At 60.4% G+C, this 21,549-nt stretch carries 19 protein-coding genes and 1 pseudogene; 13 read left to right on the top strand and 7 right to left on the bottom strand.

Going from position 1 to position 21,549, the window contains the following annotated elements; genetic code table 11:
* Nucleotides 1–75: 75 nt before the first annotated feature.
* Nucleotides 76–462 carry a DUF1330 domain-containing protein gene (locus AAFX91_RS23945; protein WP_394568146.1) on the bottom strand — a complete coding sequence of 129 codons (387 nt, stop codon included), beginning with the start codon at nucleotides 460–462 and terminating at the stop codon, nucleotides 76–78.
* Nucleotides 463–1,082: 620 nt separating this feature from the next.
* Here AAFX91_RS23945 and AAFX91_RS23940 point away from each other — a divergent pair.
* Together AAFX91_RS23940 and AAFX91_RS23935 are read left to right on the top strand one after the other, a co-directional pair.
* A complete protein-coding gene (locus AAFX91_RS23940; RefSeq protein ID WP_394568145.1) occupies nucleotides 1,083–2,666 on the top strand; it encodes a hypothetical protein in 1,584 nt (527 codons plus the stop codon).
* Nucleotides 2,666–3,070 (top strand): hypothetical protein, encoded by a 405-nt coding sequence (locus AAFX91_RS23935; protein ID WP_394568144.1) that lies wholly within the window; start codon nucleotides 2,666–2,668, stop codon nucleotides 3,068–3,070. Before AAFX91_RS23940 ends, AAFX91_RS23935 begins: the two co-directional genes overlap by 1 nt.
* Before the next feature lie 754 nt (nucleotides 3,071–3,824).
* On the opposite strand, the gene AAFX91_RS23930 is transcribed toward AAFX91_RS23935, so the two are convergent.
* Entirely contained in the window at nucleotides 3,825–4,970 is a 1,146-nt protein-coding gene (locus AAFX91_RS23930) for an HlyD family secretion protein (protein ID WP_394568143.1), read from the bottom strand.
* A gap of 38 nt (nucleotides 4,971–5,008) precedes the next feature.
* Complete coding sequence (locus AAFX91_RS23925; protein ID WP_394568142.1) at nucleotides 5,009–5,485, bottom strand: DUF3302 domain-containing protein; 477 nt, start codon at nucleotides 5,483–5,485, stop codon at nucleotides 5,009–5,011.
* Nucleotides 5,486–5,920: 435 nt separating this feature from the next.
* Here AAFX91_RS23925 and AAFX91_RS23920 point away from each other — a divergent pair, with 435 nt between their 5' ends.
* Nucleotides 5,921–6,346 carry a potassium channel family protein gene (locus AAFX91_RS23920; RefSeq protein WP_394568141.1) on the top strand — a complete coding sequence of 142 codons (426 nt, stop codon included), beginning with the start codon at nucleotides 5,921–5,923 and terminating at the stop codon, nucleotides 6,344–6,346.
* A gap of 93 nt (nucleotides 6,347–6,439) precedes the next feature.
* On the opposite strand, the gene AAFX91_RS23915 is transcribed toward AAFX91_RS23920, so the two are convergent.
* Both AAFX91_RS23915 and AAFX91_RS23910 read right to left on the bottom strand, forming a co-directional pair.
* Nucleotides 6,440–7,858: a DUF2252 domain-containing protein gene (locus AAFX91_RS23915; RefSeq protein WP_394568139.1), complete on the bottom strand. Its 1,419-nt coding sequence runs from the start codon at nucleotides 7,856–7,858 to the stop codon at nucleotides 6,440–6,442.
* A gap of 97 nt (nucleotides 7,859–7,955) precedes the next feature.
* Nucleotides 7,956–9,656: a SulP family inorganic anion transporter gene (locus AAFX91_RS23910; RefSeq protein WP_394568138.1), complete on the bottom strand. Its 1,701-nt coding sequence runs from the start codon at nucleotides 9,654–9,656 to the stop codon at nucleotides 7,956–7,958.
* 248 nt (nucleotides 9,657–9,904) lie between these two features.
* On the opposite strand from AAFX91_RS23910, the gene AAFX91_RS23905 reads away from it, so the two are divergent.
* Both AAFX91_RS23905 and AAFX91_RS23900 read left to right on the top strand, forming a co-directional pair.
* Entirely contained in the window at nucleotides 9,905–10,150 is a 246-nt protein-coding gene (locus tag AAFX91_RS23905) for a hypothetical protein (protein ID WP_282532233.1), read from the top strand.
* Between the two features lie 601 nt (nucleotides 10,151–10,751).
* Nucleotides 10,752–10,985, top strand: coding sequence for a hypothetical protein (locus AAFX91_RS23900; RefSeq protein WP_394568137.1), 234 nt, complete (start codon nucleotides 10,752–10,754; stop codon nucleotides 10,983–10,985).
* Nucleotides 10,986–11,520: 535 nt separating this feature from the next.
* Here AAFX91_RS23900 and AAFX91_RS23895 read toward each other — a convergent pair.
* Nucleotides 11,521–12,318, bottom strand: coding sequence for an N-formylglutamate amidohydrolase (locus AAFX91_RS23895; protein ID WP_394568136.1), 798 nt, complete (start codon nucleotides 12,316–12,318; stop codon nucleotides 11,521–11,523).
* Between the two features lie 103 nt (nucleotides 12,319–12,421).
* Here AAFX91_RS23895 and AAFX91_RS23890 point away from each other — a divergent pair, with 103 nt between their 5' ends.
* The 3 genes and pseudogenes from AAFX91_RS23890 to AAFX91_RS23880 all read left to right on the top strand — a co-directional run bounded on the left by AAFX91_RS23890 (nucleotide 12,422) and on the right by AAFX91_RS23880 (nucleotide 14,589).
* Entirely contained in the window at nucleotides 12,422–13,318 is an 897-nt protein-coding gene (locus AAFX91_RS23890; RefSeq protein WP_394568135.1) for a transglutaminase N-terminal domain-containing protein, read from the top strand.
* A 33-nt stretch (nucleotides 13,319–13,351) separates the two neighbouring features.
* Nucleotides 13,352–14,164, top strand: a complete 813-nt coding sequence (locus AAFX91_RS23885) for a transglutaminase family protein (RefSeq protein WP_394568134.1) — start codon at nucleotides 13,352–13,354, stop codon at nucleotides 14,162–14,164.
* A gap of 27 nt (nucleotides 14,165–14,191) precedes the next feature.
* Nucleotides 14,192–14,589: pseudogene (locus tag AAFX91_RS23880) on the top strand (gamma-glutamylcyclotransferase).
* Between the two features lie 6 nt (nucleotides 14,590–14,595).
* On the opposite strand, the gene AAFX91_RS23875 reads toward AAFX91_RS23880, so the two are convergent.
* Complete coding sequence (locus AAFX91_RS23875) at nucleotides 14,596–15,150, bottom strand: chlorite dismutase family protein (protein WP_394568133.1); 555 nt, start codon at nucleotides 15,148–15,150, stop codon at nucleotides 14,596–14,598.
* 169 nt (nucleotides 15,151–15,319) lie between these two features.
* Between AAFX91_RS23875 and dnaG the strand changes: the two genes are divergently transcribed.
* The 5 genes from dnaG to AAFX91_RS23850 all read left to right on the top strand — a co-directional run bounded on the left by dnaG (nucleotide 15,320) and on the right by AAFX91_RS23850 (nucleotide 21,409).
* Nucleotides 15,320–17,311, top strand: a complete 1,992-nt coding sequence (gene dnaG, locus AAFX91_RS23870) for a DNA primase (RefSeq protein WP_394568132.1) — start codon at nucleotides 15,320–15,322, stop codon at nucleotides 17,309–17,311.
* 356 nt (nucleotides 17,312–17,667) lie between these two features.
* The gene (gene rpoD, locus AAFX91_RS23865; protein WP_394568131.1) at nucleotides 17,668–19,800 is read left to right on the top strand and encodes an RNA polymerase sigma factor RpoD; all 2,133 of its coding nucleotides are present in this window, start codon (nucleotides 17,668–17,670) and stop codon (nucleotides 19,798–19,800) included.
* A 177-nt stretch (nucleotides 19,801–19,977) separates the two neighbouring features.
* The gene (locus AAFX91_RS23860; RefSeq protein WP_394568130.1) at nucleotides 19,978–20,964 is read left to right on the top strand and encodes a three-Cys-motif partner protein TcmP; all 987 of its coding nucleotides are present in this window, start codon (nucleotides 19,978–19,980) and stop codon (nucleotides 20,962–20,964) included.
* Nucleotides 20,879–21,100, top strand: a complete 222-nt coding sequence (locus tag AAFX91_RS23855; protein ID WP_394568128.1) for a DUF5131 family protein — start codon at nucleotides 20,879–20,881, stop codon at nucleotides 21,098–21,100. The genes AAFX91_RS23860 and AAFX91_RS23855 overlap by 86 nt, the downstream gene beginning before the upstream one ends.
* Before the next feature lie 39 nt (nucleotides 21,101–21,139).
* Nucleotides 21,140–21,409, top strand: coding sequence for a DUF2442 domain-containing protein (locus AAFX91_RS23850; protein ID WP_394568127.1), 270 nt, complete (start codon nucleotides 21,140–21,142; stop codon nucleotides 21,407–21,409).
* The last annotated feature ends 140 nt before the right edge of the window (nucleotides 21,410–21,549 follow it).

Below are 21,549 nucleotides of genomic sequence, written 5' to 3'. Positions count from 1 at the left end.
GTTTTCCGAAAAGATCATGCTCAAACAATAACCTAAAGCGCGATGATGATTCATCCTCATCTCATCGCGCTTTAGTTATTGCGGTAGCCCCTCGATGGCGAAGCTGCGGAACTTCGCGAGTTTGTTGCGGAGTGGTAGGAGTTCTTTGAACGCCGCTGAATCGCGATAAGCTTTGATTTTTTCAACACTGTCCCACTGTTGGATAACAATGCGCGGTTTCGGCGGCTCTCCTTCGATGGTTGTGGTTTTGCCTCCAGCGGCGAGGAATTTGCCGCCGGCGGATTTGATAGCGGCCTGAGCCTTCGGGACGTAGTCCTTCAGGTAGGTCTCCATGTCCGAGGGCTCAATTTCAACGACTTGATATACTGGCGGCGTAGCCTGGGCATTAAGTCCTTGAACCGCTATCGCACCGAGCCCGAAGCCCGCAAGCATCGCCAATGTTACTGAATAGCGCGTCTTCATGACGTTACTCCCTGGTCATTGCAAAAATTATTCGGTCGTACTGGCGCGCACGACCAGCGATTGCGAACGCAAAAAGCACCGGCAAAAAAGGAACGTCGGTCTATTAAGGTGAGACACCTGCCGACAGCATGTGTGCTGCCAATACTAAACAAGGATTTCGGCACGTCCCGTTGGCAGCTCGCGGACTAACCCAATGTCCGTCTAATCAGCGTACAACATCGGCCGGGTTGTCGGAAGGGTACAGGACTGCCGCGCCGTCGCAATCTTGGAGCCGGTGACCTATGAGCCACGAACACGTCCGCACACTTGGGCGGGATAGTGAACCGTATGCCGCCATTCAGCCTCGCCGAAGTGGCGCGCTATGTGTTAGGTACCGCGCCCCACAGCTTGTTGATACGAGCTTCGAAGACCGCGACAGCCGCTTTTGGCCCAAGCAGCGGTTGCAGGATGTCCGCTATGCCGCCGCTGCCAGGGGATAAGCAGACATCCGGCGAATCGGCCAAAAATGACGCGAGTGACCCAACTCGGACGTGATTACCCCAGAATAAGGCCTATCTTGTTCCGGTTATTCGGGAAAGGTGATATTCTTCTCGTCTCCATCAACGGCACGGAGTGGGTCCATGAAACGGTTTCCCCTCGCAGTGGTTGTTGGCCTGGTTGCCGCGACCGTTTCGCAACCTGCTGCCTCACAATCTGCTGAACAACGACTGGGCAAAGTGCATTTTGCCACGTCCTGCAACCCGGAGGCCCAGGAGTTGTTCGATCTCGGCATGCTGTATCAGCACTCGTTCTGGTACAGCGCATCGAGACGCACCTTCGAGGAGGCCCTCAAGGAAGACCCGCAATGCGCCATCGCCTACTGGGGGATTGCGCTCAGCTATCTTTATAACCCGCACGCGCCGCCGCCGCCGGACAGTCTTCCTCTTGGTCTCGAAGCCGTGAAAGAAGGCCAGACGCTCGGCGCCAAGACGCAGCGCGAACGGGATTACATCGATGCGATCGCCGCGATGTACGTCGATTATGACAAGGTCGACCATCGCACACGGGTACAGAGGTATCTTGCGGCGGAAGAGCAGGTCGCGACACGCCATGCGTACGATGACGAGGCGCAGATCGCGTACGCGATCACGCTCAACGTCGCAGCGTCCCCGACCGACAAGACATATGCCAACCAGCTAAAAGGTGCGGCGTTGCTGGAGCCGATCTTCAAGCGCCAGCCCGAGCACCCGGGCGTCGCCCACTATCTTATCCACCTCTACGACTATCCGGCACTCGCGGAAAAAGGCCTCGATGCGGCAAGGCGCTATGCAAAGATCGCGGCTCACGCGCCGCACGCCCAGCACATGCCATCGCATATCTTTACCCGCGTCGGCTATTGGAGGGAGTCGATTGCCTCGAACCAGGAATCCGCGCGCATCGCCAAGGAGGACGGCGAACAGCACGACCAAGCGCACGCGATGGACTATCTGGTCTATGCCTATCTCCAGTTGGCCGAGGACAAGGAAGCGCGCGCGGCGGTCGACGAACTCGCCAAGCTTGAGTTCAAGCTCGAGCGGTTCCCCGGCCCTTACGCGGTCGCGGCGAGCCAGGCTCGCTATGTGTTCGAACGCGGCGACTGGAAGGCGGCGGCCGCGCTCCAGCTGCGACCGACCAAATATCCCTACGTAGATGCGATTACTTATTTTGCGCGGGCGGTCGGCGCCGCGCGGTCCGATAACACGGCTGCCGCCAAGGCCGACATCGCCAAGCTCGTCGAGTTGCGCGACAAACTGAATGAGGCAAAGGATGCCTACTGGTCCAACATCGTCGACATCCAGCGGCAGGTCGCGGGCGCCTGGGTGCTGTACGCCGAAGGCCGGTACGACGAGGCGCTCAATGCGATGGGTGCCGCTGCGGACGCGGAAGACAGGACCGAGAAACATCCCGTCACTCCGGGGCCGCTGGCGCCGGCGCGCGAGCTCTATGGCGCAATGTTGCTCGACCGCGGCATGGCCAAGGAAGCGCTTGCCGCCTATGAGGCCGTGCTCAAGAAGGAGCCTAATCGGCTCGTGACGTATATCGGGGTGAGCAAAAGCGCCAAGGCGTCCGGCGATCAAGCAAAGGTCCGAGAATGTGCGGTGCAGATTGCTCGGCTCACTGCTGATGCCGATGTATCGCGACCCGAGCTGATAGAAATGCGAGAGACAACCGGAAGCAAACTCTGATGCTGCGCAGGATGTGGCGCGATGGTGGGGCGGCCATGCTCGGCGCCGTTGCACTGTGTCTTTGCGACGTGCCGAAGCTCGGAGCCATGGAGTTCCTTGGTCAGGCCGGTGTGCTGGGCGAATGGGAGCTGACCGGCAATCTCATCGAAAGCGGGTCGGGCCTTCGCAAGGAATTTTCCGGCCCGCTGAAGATGAAGCACGTGGGGATCTGCACTCAGGACGGACCAGAGGAACGAGCCGGAGAGATACGGCTGCAACTCGCTGGCCCGGATGCGCAGGTGACAGCCGAGATGGTGTTGGACGGCGCTCGCTGTTCGTATACCGCCCGCAAAACGCGCGCTTACGAGGGGACGTTGTCGTGCACCGGTCGGGCATCTGTTCCGTTGCTTGTGTGGCTCAAGTAAGCCCTTGCCATCATTCTGTGTAGGGCAGTTGCAGACCGAAGGCAGTCGACAAGGTATCGCGGGGACTAGCCTGTATCCCCGACCTAATCGCTAGAATTTTGGATCGTGCTTAGTTAGTGGCGGGACACCTTCGACCGTTTCCGTGCGCAGCGCCATTGGAGCCAGGAAAATCGCGTTGCTCCACTTATCCAGGAAGCTCAGCTGCGTGTCGTTGTAGAACTCCGCCGCGCGCGGATGAACCGGAAGATATGCGCCGGCATGGGTATCGGGCGCCTTGACCTACGGGCGACAAACAGCGCTACGGCTTCTGCCAGGACCACGACTGCTTGCGCATGCGACAGGTCGCCGACATCTCCACGAACAATTGCAAGGTCGGACTTGCCTGACGAAAACACGCTCGCGGATTCAGTTGCGCCGGCGGTTCGAGCCACCTTGAGCCGGACCGGCGCATTGATCACGACAAGCCGGCTCGCAAGCGCAGATACAATTCTTGGGGCTTCCCCATCCAATGACCCGACCGCGATCGATAGCGTCACCGGCCGGACGTACCAGCGGTACGCCAACAGGCTTGCGCCCGTGGCCAGGACGACCAGCACCGCGACCACGGCGATGCGGACCCAGATCGGCAGCTGGCCCTGCCTATTCTCGACAAATCATCCATGGCGCCGCATTGGCTCCCGATCCCAGCAGCAGCATCTTGCAATATCCCGGATATCGATGTCCCAGGTCAGCTGCTCGAAAATTGATAAATCTTCTAGAGGGACTCGAAAAAGACGTAGTTCTGCCAGCTGCGCATGCGCAGAAGGATCTTTCGCAGCAACGACAGCTCGTGAAAGTGATCGGTGTAGATGGCGGCTTCGCCGGCCGAACCAAGCGGGACCTGGTAACCCGACATGTCTTCCACGACGTCGAGGACGGCCAGAGCCCGGTCTCCGGGCAGCGGACCCCCGACATTCACTAGCGTGCCTGTGGTTTGAAGCTGGCCGCCTGCAATCGCATCGATCACGAGGCGAACCTTGGCCTTGAATACGCGGCCCGGTATGCCCTTGAACAGGACTTCGGCCTCATCGCCGCCACGAACGCGCTGAAGGGCGTTCTGCTGGAACGCGGCTGCCAAAGCGCGGTCTCTTTGGCTGTCGTTGACAAAAATCATGGCTGGACGGAAGGGCGCCGGAACCACATACACGCCCGGCCGCAGTGCGAGCTCGGTGACAAAGCCGCCTGTAGGGGCTCGAACAGTGGTCTGGTCGAGATCGAATTGAGCATCGGCAAGTTCGTTGCGTAAACGTACAACGGCCGTGTGTTCGCCATCAACTGTCGCACCATAGGCCTGCCGGGCACGATCTTCTGCGGCAACAGCTTCGGCCACTATCTGTTTTGCCGCATCGAGATTGCGCGTTGCGGTGTCAAGGGTAGCCTGCGCGACGACGTTCTTCTGGAATAACTGCGCCTGTCGGTCGTAGTTTTCCTGCGCGAGCAGCAATTGAGCCTTGGTCTTTCCGGTCGTCGCCGAGGCTTGATCAACTGACGCCTTGAGCTGGGCGACGTTCGCCTCAGCGTCAGCCAATCCCGCCCGCTTTTCCTCGACGATATATTCGTAAGGCTTGGGATCGATCTTGAACAGAACTTCGCCGGGTTCGAGATGTTGGTTGGTACGGTCCTCGACCGGCACTTCGATCACACGACCTCGGACGCCGGGCAATATCGGCGTGACCGTGAAGTATATGCGTGCATTGGTGGAAAACGGGTGGTTGTAGGCCATGGTGATGAACAGCAATGAAAGCCCGAAGATGCCACCGAGCGCTGCGGTCGCAAGCGTCCACTGATTGACCGGGATTCTGAAAAGCTTGAACGTGGCATAGCAGAGCGCCACGTAGGTCAAGGTGAGCAGGATTTCCATCGATGGCCTCCGATTTCCGGACCCGGAGAGTGCATCAGCTATCGCGTGGCGCCTCGGCTCCCAGCAGGTGTCGCTTCGGCTGCAGGAACGTGCTTCTTCTCGGCAGATGAATCCATTGCCTCCGGCAAATCGGTTTTTGGCCGAGCCCGGCCCTCGAACTGGGTCGACCGATCTTGGAGTCCGACTTTGGCCTCCACCTCCGCCAGTCGATGCTTCAGATCTTCCAGTTCGGTCACGGCCTTTTCCGGCATCGTCGGCTCGCCCGGCTTGTGACTAAACCCCCAGCCGCGTTCCGGCTGATACATCATGGCCCATATCCAGAGGAACGGCCACAGCAGGTGCAGCAGGAACAGGCTGATCCAACCCGCAGCATGGATCGCGTCCTCGTGCGGGTGATGGCGCGCCTTGGCGATCCTGGCTGGTATGTCGTGGATCGCGATGATGCCGTAGACCAGCACGATCACCACGAAGAACAGCAAACCAAGCGCGAAGTAATTGAGGAATGGATCTTCCATGCACGGTGCCCGTCAGTTTGGGCATGACGCGTCACGCGGACAGGCGGAGCAGTCGTGCCGCTCGCCCAGCTTGCGCGCCATTCCCAGACGCCGTTTGATTTAGATCAAGCCTTTTGGCGTTGCGGTCACTGCACTGAATGGTTCACGTGCTGATCCCTCCGTTGAGCCATGCCCACCGTCATTTCGGACGCGGCCTGGCCTATCTGATGAAGACAGCTTCGGTATTCATGATTACGACGTCGACGATTGCCTTCCACACTCGGTTGACGCCTCGTTGGCCCGCAATCGGAGGATACGTCATAGCGCTCGTGCTCCTGGCTGGAAGCTACTAGATCTGAAATCGACCCGTCGGTTTTCGCCCTTGTATTATCGGGTGACTGCCAGCGCATCTGATGCTGCCCCTTGTACCTATGAAGGAGAGCCGGAGAAACGGTGATGTTCAAACAAATTCTGGTTGGCACTGCTACGAGTGCCTGTAACATTACGATTCACGCATTGATCATGGTCACATTGGTCCAGGCCGCGAGAAAGACAAGCACGATGTTTGCCTCGCGACCGTCGTTGCGCTTGATCGCTGTCATGATCGGGACCGTTTCGATTTTGATGGCCTCCCACGCTTCCGAGGTCATCGTCTGGTCGTTGGTCTACGCGATTATCGATGCTGCGCCGGCCGGTACCGATCTCACCTATTTCGCGTTCGTGAACTACACGACGCTCGGATATGGTGACGTAGTACCAGTTGAGCGTTGGCGGCTCGTTGGGCCGCTTACAGCGATGAACGGCGTACTGCTATTCGGTTGGTCAACGGCCGTTATTTTCGAGATTATGCGTCGGGCGATGCATCGCGATTTTGAGGTGTGACGGCCCGATGATTGTTTCCCGCCTACGACGCGCAAATGGATGATGTGAATTAGCCTCTCAAGACGAGCGGGCTGCGGCGCGCACCGAGCCAATCTAGGTTTGTTCGCTCGCCACGATCCTGCCTTTTCGCACCGCAGTCCTGAGTGCGGCATGATCCCGCTCGGCCTGGTCTGCAAAGGCCAACGCAAATTTTCCCATGGCTGCATCGAACGCGTCGTTTGAAGAACCGAGATACCCACTGATGGCTGCGGAAATCTCGCTGGCCTTTGCGTGGGCGCGGGCGAGCACCCAGCCGCAAGCTTGCGCGTAGACATCAAGCATTTCAGCGTTGAAAGTCTCCAGCAGAGGCTTGATCTTGGCGTCGTGCAGCTGCCGCACATAGAAGTGGCGGCCATTGGGGGCAGTCGTCCATCCGAGGAAAATATCCGAAGCGGGCTGCATCAAGCGCTGCCCCATCACGACGCGCTGCCCATGATGGTCGTAAGTGCTTTTCCCCGCGTAAGGTTCAAGAACCGACTTCACCGCCTCCTTGAATTGTAGAAACAGGGGCTCATTCCCCTTGGACATCAGCAATGCGATCCAGCACCTCCGTCCGACGCTACCGACACCGACGACCTTGATCGCGACATCCACAAGCCGGTACCGATCGAGAAGGGTGCGCCGATCGTCGGGGAGCGATTCTCGGTAGTTCCGAAAAAGCTCGTCAAGTATTGTTGTAGCGCCGGCCGTACTGGTGATCTCTGGATGGAAAATCAACGGCGGCTGGTCAGTGATGCGCATCCGTCCGCCGACCGAGCCCGCCAGCTTCGGAAGGTCAAATTCGGAACCACTGTGAGCCGCGTTTTTTTCGATGCGCTTCTTGACGCGTTTCTGCAAGGCCCTTGGCAACGACTCGATGAAGTCTGCGGCACTGGTTTCCTCATACCAAATTCGGAGCGGGTCCATTTTGGAGAACTTATGCATATGTGCGCGGTACATCCGCGCACAACTAACGGCGCAGTCGCGGCCTTGGGTATCGGATAATCCGTTCGATCGGGCAGCGAGGGCGATCGACGCGACCAGTCGCTTGACGTCCCACTCCCATGGTCCAGGCAAAGTCTCATCGAAATCGTTGATGTCAAAGATGATGCTTCGTTCGGGCGTGGCAAATCCGCCGAAATTGAGAAGGTGACAATCACCGCACGCCTGCACATTCAATCCGGTAACTGGCGTTCGCGCCAGGTCGGAAGCCATGATGCCGGCCGACCCGCGATAGAACGCAAAAGGGGATTGCAGCATTCGGCCATATCGGATCGGAACAAGCTTCTTCATCCGGCCAATGTCCGACTTTTGCAGAAGGTCGATCGGGTCTGGCCGTCCCTTGACACCATTCCAGCGCCCGTGCTGCTCGCGCGGGATCTCCTCACGCAGCGCTTTGCCCGCCGCTATCCACTCGTCGGGCGAGAGGACACGCACAGCAGGCGAGGCACCAAGTGAAGGCGTGGGTTCGGCGATGTGTCTTGCGCGTTCCATGTCGAGATGACTGCGGTTTCGTTCAACAGGTCTCTAAAGGTCCTTAGCGTCGCTGCAGACTCATGCGCGGCGCGAACGTGGCGAGCCTCAGGGCACGCTAGGCAACGCCGCGTTGCTGTTGCCAGGCGCGCACGCCATCTGTGGTCCGTTCATAAAAATTGCCTGGTTCCACAATCGCCTCGATCCCGGCACGCTTCATATCGTCTCGCACGGCGTCGCGCACACGGACAAAAGCAACACTAATGCCCATGTTCTGGACCTCTTTGATGAGACCAAGCAATTCATCTCCTGCACTAACGTCGCTGAAATTGACCGCAGCGCAATCCAGAAGCACGCGCTTCACATCTGGCCGTGCGGCCAGTGATGCTCTTAAAGCCGTGCTCATGTGCCCGATGCTGGCGAAGAAGAGGTCGCCACCCATTCTCCAGATCAGTAGCCCCGGAAATCTAACAGCCTCGGGATGGCGCTGCACACTGCGATAGGCCTCGGTGCCCGGAAGTTGTCCGAGCTCCGCTCCCCTTGGATGGCTGGCAAGATAGATCAAGGTCAGCAGCGACAGCACGACGCCGAGGGCGATGCCCTGGAGCACCCCTAACGTCAGCTCGCCGGCTATGACAATCAGAGTGTTGGCAAACGACCAGCGGCTGCGCTCGAACAGCTCGCGCAAGTAGCTCGGCTTCGTGAGATGCAGCATGGCTGCAATGACGATGGCGGCGAGCGCCGGCTGCGGCATATTTCGGAAAAGAGGCGTCAGAAGAATCAGCGTGAAGAAGCAGAAGACCGCCGCGACAAGGTTGGCGATTTGGCTGCGTGCGCCTGCGGCCGTGGCCACCGAAGTCTTCGACAGACTGCCCACAACGAGAAATCCGCCGAAAAGCCCGCTCAGGATGTTTGCCGGCCCGTGCGCAATCAACTCCTGGTTTGGATCAATCTTGCCGCCGCTTTGCAGAGCAGCAGCTTTGGCCGCGCCGAGTGCCTCTGCGTAACCGACCAGCACGATTGCGAGTGCGCCTGGCGCAAGTTCGCTCAATGTGGAGATTTCCAAATTCGGTAGCGTCAGGTGGGGCAAGCCAGATGGAAGATGGCCGGCCACGTGCACGCCTGTCGCCTCTCCTCCGAGCAGCCCTATTACGATCGTTGCCGTGGCCATGACAACGAGCGCCGCCGGTATGGCAGGCGCCAGATGGCGAAGCAACAGCATGGCAGAGAGGGAGAGCAAGCCGGTGAGGACCGGCGCGAGCGAAACCTCCGGAAGATGCTGAAAGACATGCCAAAGCTTTGTGAAAAAATTACCTGAGGCGCCGCTGATACCAAGCAGATGCGGCACCTGGCCGATGATGGTGACGTAGACCAGACCTTCAATGAAGCCGCGCATCACGGGTGTTGGGATGAAGCTGGCTACCCACCCCATACGCATGACTCCAAAAGAAAAGAAGAAGAGGCCTATCAGTACAGCGAGAGTGGAGGTCAACGAATTGAACTCCGCAGTTCCCTGGGTCGCGATGGCGCCAACCGTGATCGCTGAGATCAGACCTGTCGCGGTGTCCGGACCGACGACGAGTTGCCGCGACGTGCCGAGCAGAGCGTAGGCGAGTAACGCCGGCACGATTGTGTAGAGGCCCATGATCGGCGGCACGCCGACGATGCCGGCGTAAGCCATGCCCTCGGGCACCATGACAGCCCAGAGTGCGAGGCCGGCAAGAAGGTCAGGCAGCAGCCAATCGCGGCGATAGCCCGGAATCCAGTCCAGGATCGGCAGGAATCTGTGAGTCACGGACGCGGCGTCGGGGTTGGCCATTGTCCCACCTCCCGCGTATGAGCCAGCTCATTACAGTTCGTCCGGAAACCGGAGGCTTGATCGAGATCAACACGAGCTTCTGTTTTGAGGCGGACGCAACCGTCGCAACGATGGCAAAACAGGTCAGGATAGCTGAGTAGGTGGCATCCTTCAGGTCCCGGGACCGTTGATCCAGATCAATGTCGAGATGTCGTAAGCCCACAAATTGCTGGGTTGCGGGCAGGAACAGATCCGAAGGAGGATCGGCCATGACTGCAGAAATTCAATCAGGACTGATTTCGCGTCGAACAGCATTTTCGCTCATAAGCGCCGCGTTAGCCGTGGCGCTGCCAGCCACAGTCTTCGCCGTCTCAGAGGCCGAGGCTCAGACCGCAGGGATGGAACGCCGCGAAGACCGGCGCGCAAACCGCCAGGATCGGCGCGAAGACCGGCGAGCAAATCGCCAAGACCGGCGCGATGCAAGGAGGGGCGTGACCACGGGCACCGCAAAATAGTCATTCTGCCCCGCAGGTCCGTGCGCAAAATGAGCGGACATCGCGGTGGTGGCAGGCCACGTCATGCCATGATGAAGCTGTAGCGCACTACCCGCGATGCCAGCTTGCCTTCGGACTTCGGCAACCGGCTTTGTGCTGCCATCGCATCGGCTCGAAGACGGATGACGTCCGCGTTGGCCGCTCGACGATGGTCCCGGCCAGGACGCGCTCGCCTTCCGGCGGGTCGCCACGCCGAGCATTGCATCTGGCGGCACGAAGCTTATCGATGTCGATCCGGGCAATACTCGACCACGGCCTCGGTCGCTTCGGGAATGCCGACGATCCAGCCGCCACGCCCGTCGACTGGCAAGGCAAGCAACGCGGACGCAGGCGGGCTTCCGTGACGGGTCACAATTTTCCGAGGCTCGTCCTATCTCGCCCTATTACGTCCTCCCCGGCCCGGCCCATGTGGGCAGTCAGGCTCCTCACGTGGGAGAGGGACGGATCGGGCTCGGCTTCTGCCTGGTTGTCATCCGCTTCACTACGGCTGACGTGATAAGCACCATGCCGGTGAGATAGACCGGTCGATTAGAAAATCCACCTCTCGAGAGGAGGAAAGACCATGCGTTGGATCTATCTCGCCGCGATCACGCTATTAGCGCTTGCGACGTTGATTTTCGCCATACAGAACTTCGATGTCGTCACCATGTCCTTCCTGAGTTTCAAGGTCCGCGCGCCGCTCGCGGTGTTGACGATTGTCGTCTACCTCCTCGGTACGGCAACCGGCGGCAGTCTGCTTGCATTACTGCGCCGATCTTATGAGCGGTCGACACGAGGCACCATGGGTTCGTCCTGAAACTAGAGTGCGGAGGTAGATCCGCGATGGGTTGCAGGCATCTGGCCGCCACGGACGGGGAGCCGGCCAATTCTGCGATAGAATTTTTAGAAGAGCCCTTCCGGTGGAACTCTCCGTCTAGCAGCCGGGAATATTCGAGTGGGCCTTAAACCAAGGCAGACGCAGCTTGCTTGGTCGGCCCTTCCGGACGGCGTTTTGGCGCGGGCTGACAAGGTGGTCGGAATGACTTCCGCTGTTGGCCCTTTGCTGAGCACCGACGAGGACGTCGCAACGTCCGCTGTCGGAGCGAGATCGGACGCTACCGAGTTTGGACTTGATCGTCGCTTCCGACGGCAAGGCCGAACTGAGTGGTGTTCGATGCGCTGAGGCACGCGATCAGCGATTTCCGCAGTCTGCAGGTTTTTCTGCGCCATCTCCGCGCGGTCGATCTGGGCGACAACAAAACGTGGCGCTACCTTGCGAAATTCCGCGGTGACCCCCGCGCATGTCTGCTTTATCCGCCAAGTGGGCACCGTTGGTTTTATAAGGATCCGCGCTAGACCAGCTTCTCCGCACTTAACGTCGCTTCGATCTCGGCAAGGATCCGGGCCAGCCTGTCCGCCCATGCCTTCTGTCCGGCCTGATCGGTGATCAGGTCCTGGCGGATCTCGATTCCTGTGTTCATCAGGCCGCGCCTCTCGGCGTGGAAGGGGATGGTGTAGTCGGTCTCGTCGCTGACCGCGTAGGGCTCGTTGTTGCCGACCACGAGGTCGCCCTCGCTGCGCAAATGCTTCAAGAGCAGCGGCGGCAGCACGGTGTCGCGATGATAGAGCGTGCCGATATGCCAGGGACGCGCGATCCCGGCATAAACAGGCGTGAAGCTGTGCATGGACACCAGCACCGTCGGCTTGCCCGCGTGCAGCCGCTGGTCGATGATCTCGCCGATCCGCCGGTGATAGGGATCGAAGATCGCCTGCCGCCGTGCCTGTGCGGCTTCGCGCGTCAATCCTTCATTGCCGGGGATCGTGATGGCTTCGCTGATCAGGGGGATCGAGCTTGCGACATGCGGGGGGCGGTTGCAGTCGATCACGAGCCGCGAGTAGCGCTGCGCGACCAGATGCGCGTCGAGCTGCGTTGCAAGCTGCTCGGCGACTTCGGCGATCCCGATGTCCCAGGCGATGTGCCGCGTCAGCTCGCTTTCGGAAAGGCCGAGATCGCCGAGCACGCGCGGGATCAGCCGCCCATAATGGTCGCAGGTCAATAGGAACGGCGAGCGGCCATCGGCATTATGTTCGTGGACCGGCGGGGTGTTTTCGTCCGTGAGCAGGAACGTCGCGCCGGTCGTGGTGTCCAAGATTTTATCCTCAACTTTGCCTATCGAAGCGGCACGCCGATCTTAAAAATGAGCAGCGCCCACTATAGATTAGACCGCCGAAAGCCACGATGATTGCCGGACGATGCCGTTACTCAAGATTCATCACAAGACCGTATATCGCTACACCCATCCAGTGGCGTTCGGCGAGCACCGCATCATGCTGAGCCCGCGCGACAGCCATGACCTGCGCGTGGTCGAGAGCGATCTCAGAATCGAGCCGCAGCCGATGTCGCTACGCTGGATCCGCGATGTGTTCGGCAACAGTGTGGCAATCGCGGCTTTCGACGAGCGGGCGGACACGCTGTCGTTCGTCTCGACCGCCACCGTCGACCATAATCCGGCCGAAGAATTCGCGCTGACGCCCGACGACCCCGCTTATTTCTATCCATTCCTCTATGACGAGGAGGAATTTGCGGATCTGCTGCAATATGTCAGGCCGCAATATGCCGATCCGGACGGCGAGATTTCGGCCTGGGCGCGGCAGTTCCTCGATGCCGAAGCGCCGACGCCGACGTTCAAGATCCTGAGCGGCATGACCCATGGCATCCGTGAAAGTCTTGATTATCGCAAGCGCCATGAGCAGGGCACGCAGCATCCGCTTCATACGCTGCAGACCGGCTCCGGCTCCTGCCGCGACTATGCGCTTTTCATGATCGAGGCGCTGCGGCGCCTTGGCATCGCCGCGCGCTTCGTGTCGGGCTATCTCTCGACGCCTTCGGACAGCTTCCATGTCGGCGGCGGCTCGACGCATGCCTGGGTCCAGGTCTATCTGCCGAGCGCAGGCTGGATCGAGTTCGATCCGACCAACGGCATCGTCGGCACGCGCGATTTGATCCGCGTCGCCGTCGCCCGTGATCCGCGCCAGGCGATCCCGCTGCACGGCGTCTATCTCGGCGCAGCGGAAGCGTTCGTGAACATGGAAGTTGCGATCACGGTCGAGCCGATCGGCGACGAGGAGAGGGACGTCGTGCCGGCATGACGGGTTCGCATCGCTAGAAGGACTGGAGCGAGGATGGAGATCAAGGTCGGCTTCGAGATTGCCTATGCGGCCGCGCAGTCGACGCCGATGGTGATGATGCTCTCGATCCATCCCTCGCGCTTCCAGGACATCGTCGGCACCGAGACCATCATAGCCGAGCCCAATGTCCCGATCGGCTTCTATCGCGACAGTTTCGGCAATGTCTGCGGCAGGCTGGTGGCGCCAGCCGGCGGTGTGACCTTGCGCGGCCACGCCCTGGTGCGCGATTCCGGCCTGCCTGACGTCGTCAACCCGGACGCGCAGCAGATTGCGATCGAGCAATTGCCGGACGAGATGCTGCTCTATCTGATGCCGAGCCGCTATTGCGAGACCGACAAGCTCACCGACATCGCCTGGTCGCTGTTCGGCAACACGCCGCCCGGCTGGGCGCGGGTGCAGGCGATCGTCGCCTTCGTGCACCATCACGTCACCTTCGGCTATCAGCACGCTCACCACATGAAGTCGGCGCATGATGTCTACGAGAGCCGCACCGGCGTCTGCCGCGACTTCGCCCATCTCGCGCTCACTTTCTGCCGTTGCATGGGCATCCCCGCGCGCTACTGCACCGGCTATATGGGCGACATCGGCGTGCCGCCCGACCCCGCGCCGATGGATTTCTCCGGCTGGTTCCAGGCCTATCTCTCCGGCGCGTGGTACACGTTCGACGCCCGCCACAACCTGCCGCGCATCGGCCGCATCCTGATGGCGACCGGCCGCGACGCCGCCGACGTCGCGCTGACCACGAGCTTCGGCCGCATGACGCTGGCCAAATTCATCGTGATCAGCGAAGAGGTGGCGGCGGCTTAGTCTCCGCTCGCAATGACATAGAAAGCCATGATCTCCGACCGTCTCTTCGTCTACGGCACCTTGATGCGCGGCTTCGACCATCCGATGGCGCGGCTGCTCTCGGGCAATGCCGATTTCATCAGTGAGGCGCGCTGCCAAGGCCGGCTCTACCGGGTCGCGCATTATCCCGCGCTCGAGCTCTCCGACGATCCCGCCGACATCGTGCACGGCGAATTGTTTCGCATGCGCGTCCCGGATGAACTGTTACGCGAGTTCGACATGTATGAAGCCTGCGGCGAGGGTTTTCCGCAGCCGACCGAATATATCCGCCAGATCTGCCGCTCACATTGGCCGACGGCACGACGGCCGAAGCGTGGACCTATGTCTACAACTGGCCGGTCGCGCACCTGTCGCGCATCGCCTCGGGCCGGTTCTTGGAGCTGTAAGCTGCCTCACTCCTCCCGCTGCACGCGGATGTCGACCTCGCGCTCGACATAGCTCCATTCTTCGGTCGCGCGCAGCATCGCCACCAGTTCGTCGAACAGCGCGGTGTGCTCGGGCGCGAATTCGAACCAGGCGAGGAAATCGAAGGGCTCGCCGAGGTCGCGGCTGTGGAACAGCTGCCGCGCGATCGCGGGCAGATATTTCAGCGTGCCGGCGATGTGGTGCGACTTGTCCTCGAATATCTCGCGCCGCTCTTCCGGCGTCAGATTCCACCACGCGACCGTTTTCCGGATCGGGATCAGCGCCGCGCAGCTCGCCTCGCGCCGGCCGAGCTCGGCCTGCTGCGCGTCGAGCTGTTCCTTCTCCGCGCGGTTCGTATAGCGCAGATAGCTGATGACGCCGGCGAGCCGCCAGGCCGTGGTCGACGGCAACAGCGGCAGCGCGATCGCCTCGCTCGCGATGATCGACAGCGCCGCCACGCGCGGCAATGTCTCTCCCTTCACCTTGGAGATCGAGGTGACGCGCCAGCCGCCGCTCTGTCCGCCCCTGAAGGTCGTAAACATGCCACTATCCAACAGCGGAACCGGCCGGGGTTCAAGATGCCAATACCATCGAGGGGCCCAACAGAGCCCTGAGGGGCCTGTGAATACCGGGCGAATCGCCACAATGCTGATACTTTGAGCCCGCGCTCACTATATCGGTGACCCCTCACGCAGGCTCCAAATCCGCCCCATGCGCTTCACTCCGCAATTCCTCGACGAGCTGCGCGCCCGGCTTCCGGTCTCGGAAGTCGTGGGCAAGCGCGTGCGGCTGAAGAGGGCGGGCAAGGAGTGGAAGGGGCTGTCCCCGTTCCAGCAGGAGAAGACGCCCTCGTTCACGGTCAACGACCAGAAGGGGTTTTATCACGACTTTTCCTCCGGCAAGCACGGCAACATCTTCGACTTCGTGATGGAGACCGAGGGCGTCTCCTTCCCCGAAGCGGTCGAGCGGCTGGCCTCGATGGCCGGCATGCCGCTGCCGGCGGTGACGCCGGATGCCGCCCGCCACGAGCAGCGCCGCAAGACGCTGCATGACGTGATGGAACTCGCGGCAAAATTCTTCGCCGACACGCTGGCCTCCCGGAACGGGGCAAAAGCCCGCGGCTATCTCGCCGACCGCGCGATCTCGCCGGCGACGCAATTGCAGTTCCGCCTGGGCTATGCGGCGGCAGAACGCTTCGGGCTGAAGGAATTCCTGGGTTCCCAGGGCATTTCGACCGATGACATGGTCGAGGCGGGCCTGCTGGTCGCCGGCGACGACATCCCTGTGCCTTACGACCGCTTCCGCGACCGCGTGATGTTTCCGATCACCGACCTCCGCGGCCGTGTGATCGCCTTCGGCGGCCGCGCGCTGGAGAAAGACGTCCCCGCAAAGTACCTGAACTCGCCGGAAACCCCGCTCTTCCACAAGGGCGACAATCTCTACAATCTCGCCACCGCACGCCAGGCCGCGCACGACGGCGCTGCCCTGATCGTGGTCGAAGGCTATGTCGACGTCATCGCCATGGTGACTTCCGGCTTTGCCGGCGCGGTCGCGCCGCTCGGCACTGCGCTCACCGAGAACCAGCTCGCGCTGCTCTGGAAGATGGCGGACGAGCCGATCCTCTGCTTCGACGGCGACCGCGCCGGCCAGAAGGCCGCCTATCGCGCCGCCGATCTGGCGCTGCCGCATCTCAAGCCCGGCAAGAGCCTGCGCTTTGCGCTGCTGCCGGAAGGCCAGGACCCCGACGATCTCGCCCGCTCGGGCGGGCGCGGCGCGATCGAGGAGGTGATCTCGGCCGCCCGCGGCCTTGCCGAGGTGCTGTGGTCGCGCGAGATCGAGGGCGGCAATTTTGCAACGCCCGAGCGCCGCGCTGCACTCGAGGCCCGGATCGGCGAGCTCACCAATGCCGTCCGCGACGAGGTGGTCCGCCGCTACTATCGGCAGGATTTTGCCGAGCGCCTGCAGCGCAATTTTGCCCCCGAAGCGCCCCGCGGCGGCTATGGCCGCGGCCAGTTCCGCTCGGCCAAAGGCGGCGAATCACCCCGCCGTTTCACCCCTCGCGCCCCGGGCGGCAGCCGATTCGGCCCGCCAGCCGGCCAGACCCAGGGGCTTCTCCGCGGCCCCTACCAGGCGGCGAGCCCGCAGCTCGCCAACAGCCCGATCATGCGCGGCCAGCGCAGCGCGCTGTCCCGCCGCGAGGCCCTGATTCTGCAGACCCTGATCAACCATCCCTGGCTCTTGCACGAGCATCTGGAGGAGGTCGCGGCTCTCGAGCTCGCCCACCCCGAGGCGCATAAGCTCCGCGCCGGGATCATCGCCGCCTTCGCCAACGACCACCACCATTCTCCCGATGAGGAAGAACAGGCCGAAAAAATGCGGGCCGACCTCGATGCAGGCGGATTTTCACAAATTCTTCAAAGGGTTGAGCGGGCGATCACGACCCAGGCGGTGTGGGGCGTCAAAGTCGGCGCCGCACGCGAGGATGTTCTTTCCACCTGGCGGCAACTCGTTGCCTTGCATCAGAAAACACATGCATTACTTAGGGAAAAGAAAGATGCCGAGGAGGCTTACGCCGAAGATTCCAGCGAGGCGAACTGGGCGTGGCTGCGAGACATCCAGGCACGAATGGCAGAAGCCGACGGCACTGAGGCCCTGATCGAGGGATTTGGTGAGCTGTCGGGCCGGTTCCAGCGCAGCGTGTGATGAAAGAATCATGCGGACGGTTTGGGCCGGGCCCGCAAAAAGACTCGCCAAACCCATGGTTTGGCTGCAAAAACAGGGTTAAGCGAAACTTAATAGGCGCACCCTTATTAGGTGTGCAGACCGTCAGGGCGGACTAATGCGGAATTATGGGGTGGCGACATGTTGCGCCGCCCTTTCCGTATCATGAGTATGGTCGGGGAGGACGTAACGGTTTTCCTGATCCTGCTCAAGCGAAGAGATTGAGTGCGAATGCTTCTTACCAAAGGGAAGCTGTCGCGCTTGTGACGTCAGTGGATCATGAGAGGCGCGCGTCGTAACGCCGGCCTCACGTGAAGCGCGTTTCGGGAGCTTGATGAATGGCCACCAAGGCAAAGACGCTGCAGGTTAAGGACAAGGAAAAAGACGACAAGGCAGCGGATGCCCCCGAGAAGGAACAGGCGGATGCGCCGTCGCCCTTGCTTGACCTCTCGGATGCTGCCGTCAAGAAGATGATCAAGCAGGCCAAGAAGCGCGGCTTCGTGACCTTCGATCAGCTCAACGAAGTGCTTCCCTCCGACACCACCTCGCCGGAGCAGATCGAGGACATCATGTCGATGCTCTCGGACATGGGCATCAACGTCACCGAGGCTGACGACGTCGACGGCGAGGAAGAGGACAAGGACACCGAGGACGAGACCGACAACGAGCTTGTCGAGGTCACGCAGAAGGCCGTCACCGAGGTCAAGAAATCCGAGCCGGGCGAGCGCACCGACGATCCCGTGCGCATGTATCTGCGCGAGATGGGCACCGTCGAGCTGCTGTCGCGCGAGGGCGAAATCGCGATCGCCAAGCGCATCGAGGCCGGCCGCGAGGCGATGATCGCAGGGCTGTGCGAAAGCCCGCTGACCTTCCAGGCCATCATCATCTGGCGCGACGAGTTGAACGAAGGCAAGATCTTCCTTCGCGACATCATCGATCTCGAAGCAACCTATGCCGGCCCTGACGCCAAGGGCGCCATGAACACGGCGATGATCGCGGGGCCGGTCGCTGACGGCGCGTCCGCCGCCGAGGGTGGGGAAGTGACCGGGCAGGCCGCTCCGGCCCATGTCGCACCGCCGGCCGCGCCGCCGTCGCCGACCCCGTTCCGATCAGCGCCCGCCGGCGGCGAGCCTGATACCGAGGAGAAGGATCCGGGCGAGGCCGCCGCCGAAGCCGACATGGACGACGACGAGTTCGAGAACCAGATGTCGCTCGCGGCGATCGAGGCCGAGCTGAAGCCGAGGGTGGTCGAGACCTTCGACAAGATCGCGTCCGAGTACAAGAAGCTGCGGCGTCTTCAGGAACAGGATATTGCCAACCAGTTGCAGAGCGAGTCGCTCTCGCCCTCGCAGGAGCGCAAGTACAAGAAGCTGAAGGACGAGATTATCGTCGAGGTGAAGTCGCTGCGCCTGAACCAGGCGCGCATCGATTCTCTCGTCGAGCAGCTCTACGACATCAACAAGCGGCTGGTCTCGTTCGAGGGCCGGATGATGCGGCTTGCCGACAGCCACGGCGTCGCGCGCGAGGATTTCCTGCGCAACTACCAGGGCTCGGAGCTCGATCCGCGCTGGCTCAACCGTGTCTCGAAACTCTCCGCCAAGGGCTGGAAGAATTTCGTCCACCACGAGAAGGACCGCATCAAGGATCTGCGCCACGACATCCAACAGCTCGCAGCGCTCACCGGCCTCGAGATCGTCGAGTTCCGCAAGATCGTGCACGGTGTGCAGAAGGGCGAGCGCGAAGCGCGCCAGGCCAAGAAGGAGATGGTGGAAGCCAACCTCCGCCTCGTGATCTCGATCGCGAAGAAATACACCAACCGCGGCCTGCAGTTCCTCGACCTGATCCAGGAAGGCAACATCGGCCTGATGAAGGCGGTCGACAAGTTCGAATACCGCCGCGGCTACAAGTTCTCGACCTATGCCACCTGGTGGATCCGGCAGGCGATCACCCGCAGCATTGCGGATCAAGCCCGCACCATCCGCATCCCCGTGCACATGATCGAGACCATCAACAAGATCGTCCGCACCTCGCGCCAGATGCTGAACGAGATCGGCCGCGAGCCGACCCCGGAAGAGCTCGCCGAAAAGCTCGGCATGCCCCTGGAGAAGGTGCGCAAGGTCCTGAAGATCGCGAAAGAGCCGTTGTCGCTCGAGACTCCGGTCGGCGACGAAGAGGATTCACACCTCGGCGATTTCATCGAGGACAAGAACGCGATCCTCCCGATCGACGCCGCGATCCAGTCGAACCTGCGCGAGACCACCACCCGCGTGCTCGCCTCGCTCACCCCGCGCGAAGAACGCGTGCTCCGCATGCGCTTTGGCATCGGCATGAACACCGACCACACCCTGGAAGAAGTCGGCCAGCAGTTCTCGGTGACGAGAGAGCGCATCCGCCAGATCGAGGCAAAAGCGCTGCGCAAGCTGAAGCATCCGTCACGGAGCCGGAAGCTGCGGAGCTTCCTGGATAACTAAGGCCACAACACAGGTCGTCATGCCCGGGCTTGACCCGGGCATCCACAAACGGCGGGCGAAAGCCCGCCGTTTTTGTTCGTGCATCTGCGCGAGTTCATGATATGTTCTTATAGGAATAATGTCAAGGATTCAACTATATTTCAAAGATTGCACGTTTGGGTAGAGGATAGCTGGTAAATGGGGCGGGCCAAGTTTTTTGATGAGCGAACAGACCAATCTGAAGTGAAGGCGCGGATCGTTCAAAAGTACTTCTATGCATGGGCGAAAGTCATTATTCCATCGGCAAAATTAAGAGATAAGAAGATCGCATACATCGATTTGTATGCAGGTCCCGGACGATACAAAGATGGATCAGCATCTACTCCGCTTATGATCTTAGAGCGCGCGGTCGAGGATCCGGACCTAAAAAGTATGCTGGTCACTCTCTTCAATGACGCCGACAAAAATCACACAAGTTCATTGCAGGCTGAAATTGATAAGCTCAAAGGCATAGAGACGCTTACCTACAAGCCGCAGATCAGTTGCGGCGAGGTCGATGCTGATGCTGAGAAGTACTTTAATGAGACGAAGCTCATTCCGTCTTTCTCGTTTGTTGATCCATTCGGGTACAAAGGCCTATCCCTAAAGATTGTAAACGGCGTCATCAAAGATTGGGGGTGTGACTGTGTTTTCTTTTTCAATTACAACAGAATTAACGCGGGCATTTCAAATTCTGCCGTGAAAGCGCATATGGATGCGCTCTTCGGCGAAGAGCGTGCCGAGACACTTAGAAAGCTGCTTCCAGAGAAGGCACCAAATAAGCGCGAAGAGCTAGTTTTGGAGGAACTGGCCCAGGCGATCAAAGCGATGGGAGGAAAGTATGTGCTTCCGTTTCGCTTCAAGAATGCTCAAGGAACTCGGACTTCTCATAGTCTGATTTTCGTGTCCAAGCATTTCAAAGGATATGAAGTCATGAAAGACATTATGGCGAAGGAGAGTTCGGTAAGAGATCAAGGAGTGCCGTCATTTACGTATTCACCTGCCGATGCCTCGACGCCTCTGCTCTTTTCTTTGGCGCGACCGTTTGACGGTCTCAAAGATGAGCTTCTCGGTTCTTTTTCGAAACGCACGCTGTCTATGCAGCAGGTCTATGAATTCCATAGCATCGATACGAGACCAATGTAAGTTTGCAAGAGTTGCGTTTCATTTCAAGCAGTGGGGCGGTGTTAACAAGAAGAGAACTGGTCGGGTTTTGGATGGAAGAACCTGGGATGAGCTTCCGAGGCCGAAGGCCGCTTCCGAACAGTATTTGACGATTTAGGGGCCCCATGATCTGCATCACTCAGATTGCAAAGTCCGGATGATGATTAACGTCGCAAAGATCAAGCACCTCGGAGGCTACCGCCTGCGCGCGTCGTTCAGCGACGGCATGGCGGGAGAGTATGACTTCGCTCCCATCGTTCAGCGCGGTGGGCCGATGGTTGAGCCGTTGCGTGATCCGGCATTCTTTGCGCGGGTCTTCCTGGAAGATGGCGCGCCGACTTGGCCAAACGGCTACGATGCCGCACCCGGCTGGCTATGGCGTGAGATCGAGGCTGGCGGGACGTTAGTACGCGACGTCGCCGCCTGATTTGCCTTCGCCGTCGAGCGCGAAACCGGGCGTATGATTGGCCAGCCGTCCACGAAACGGCGGACTGAAATGGACCCGCGGAGCGGGACCGCTTGAACCGGTTTGTTAGTTGGAAACTGACCGCTCCTGATCCCTTTCTA

Source organism: Bradyrhizobium sp. 31Argb (assembly GCF_043638955.1).
Classification (GTDB): domain Bacteria; phylum Pseudomonadota; class Alphaproteobacteria; order Rhizobiales; family Xanthobacteraceae; genus Bradyrhizobium.
Note: the sequence above shows the minus strand (reverse complement) of the source record. Positions and strands in the feature narration are given on the sequence as shown.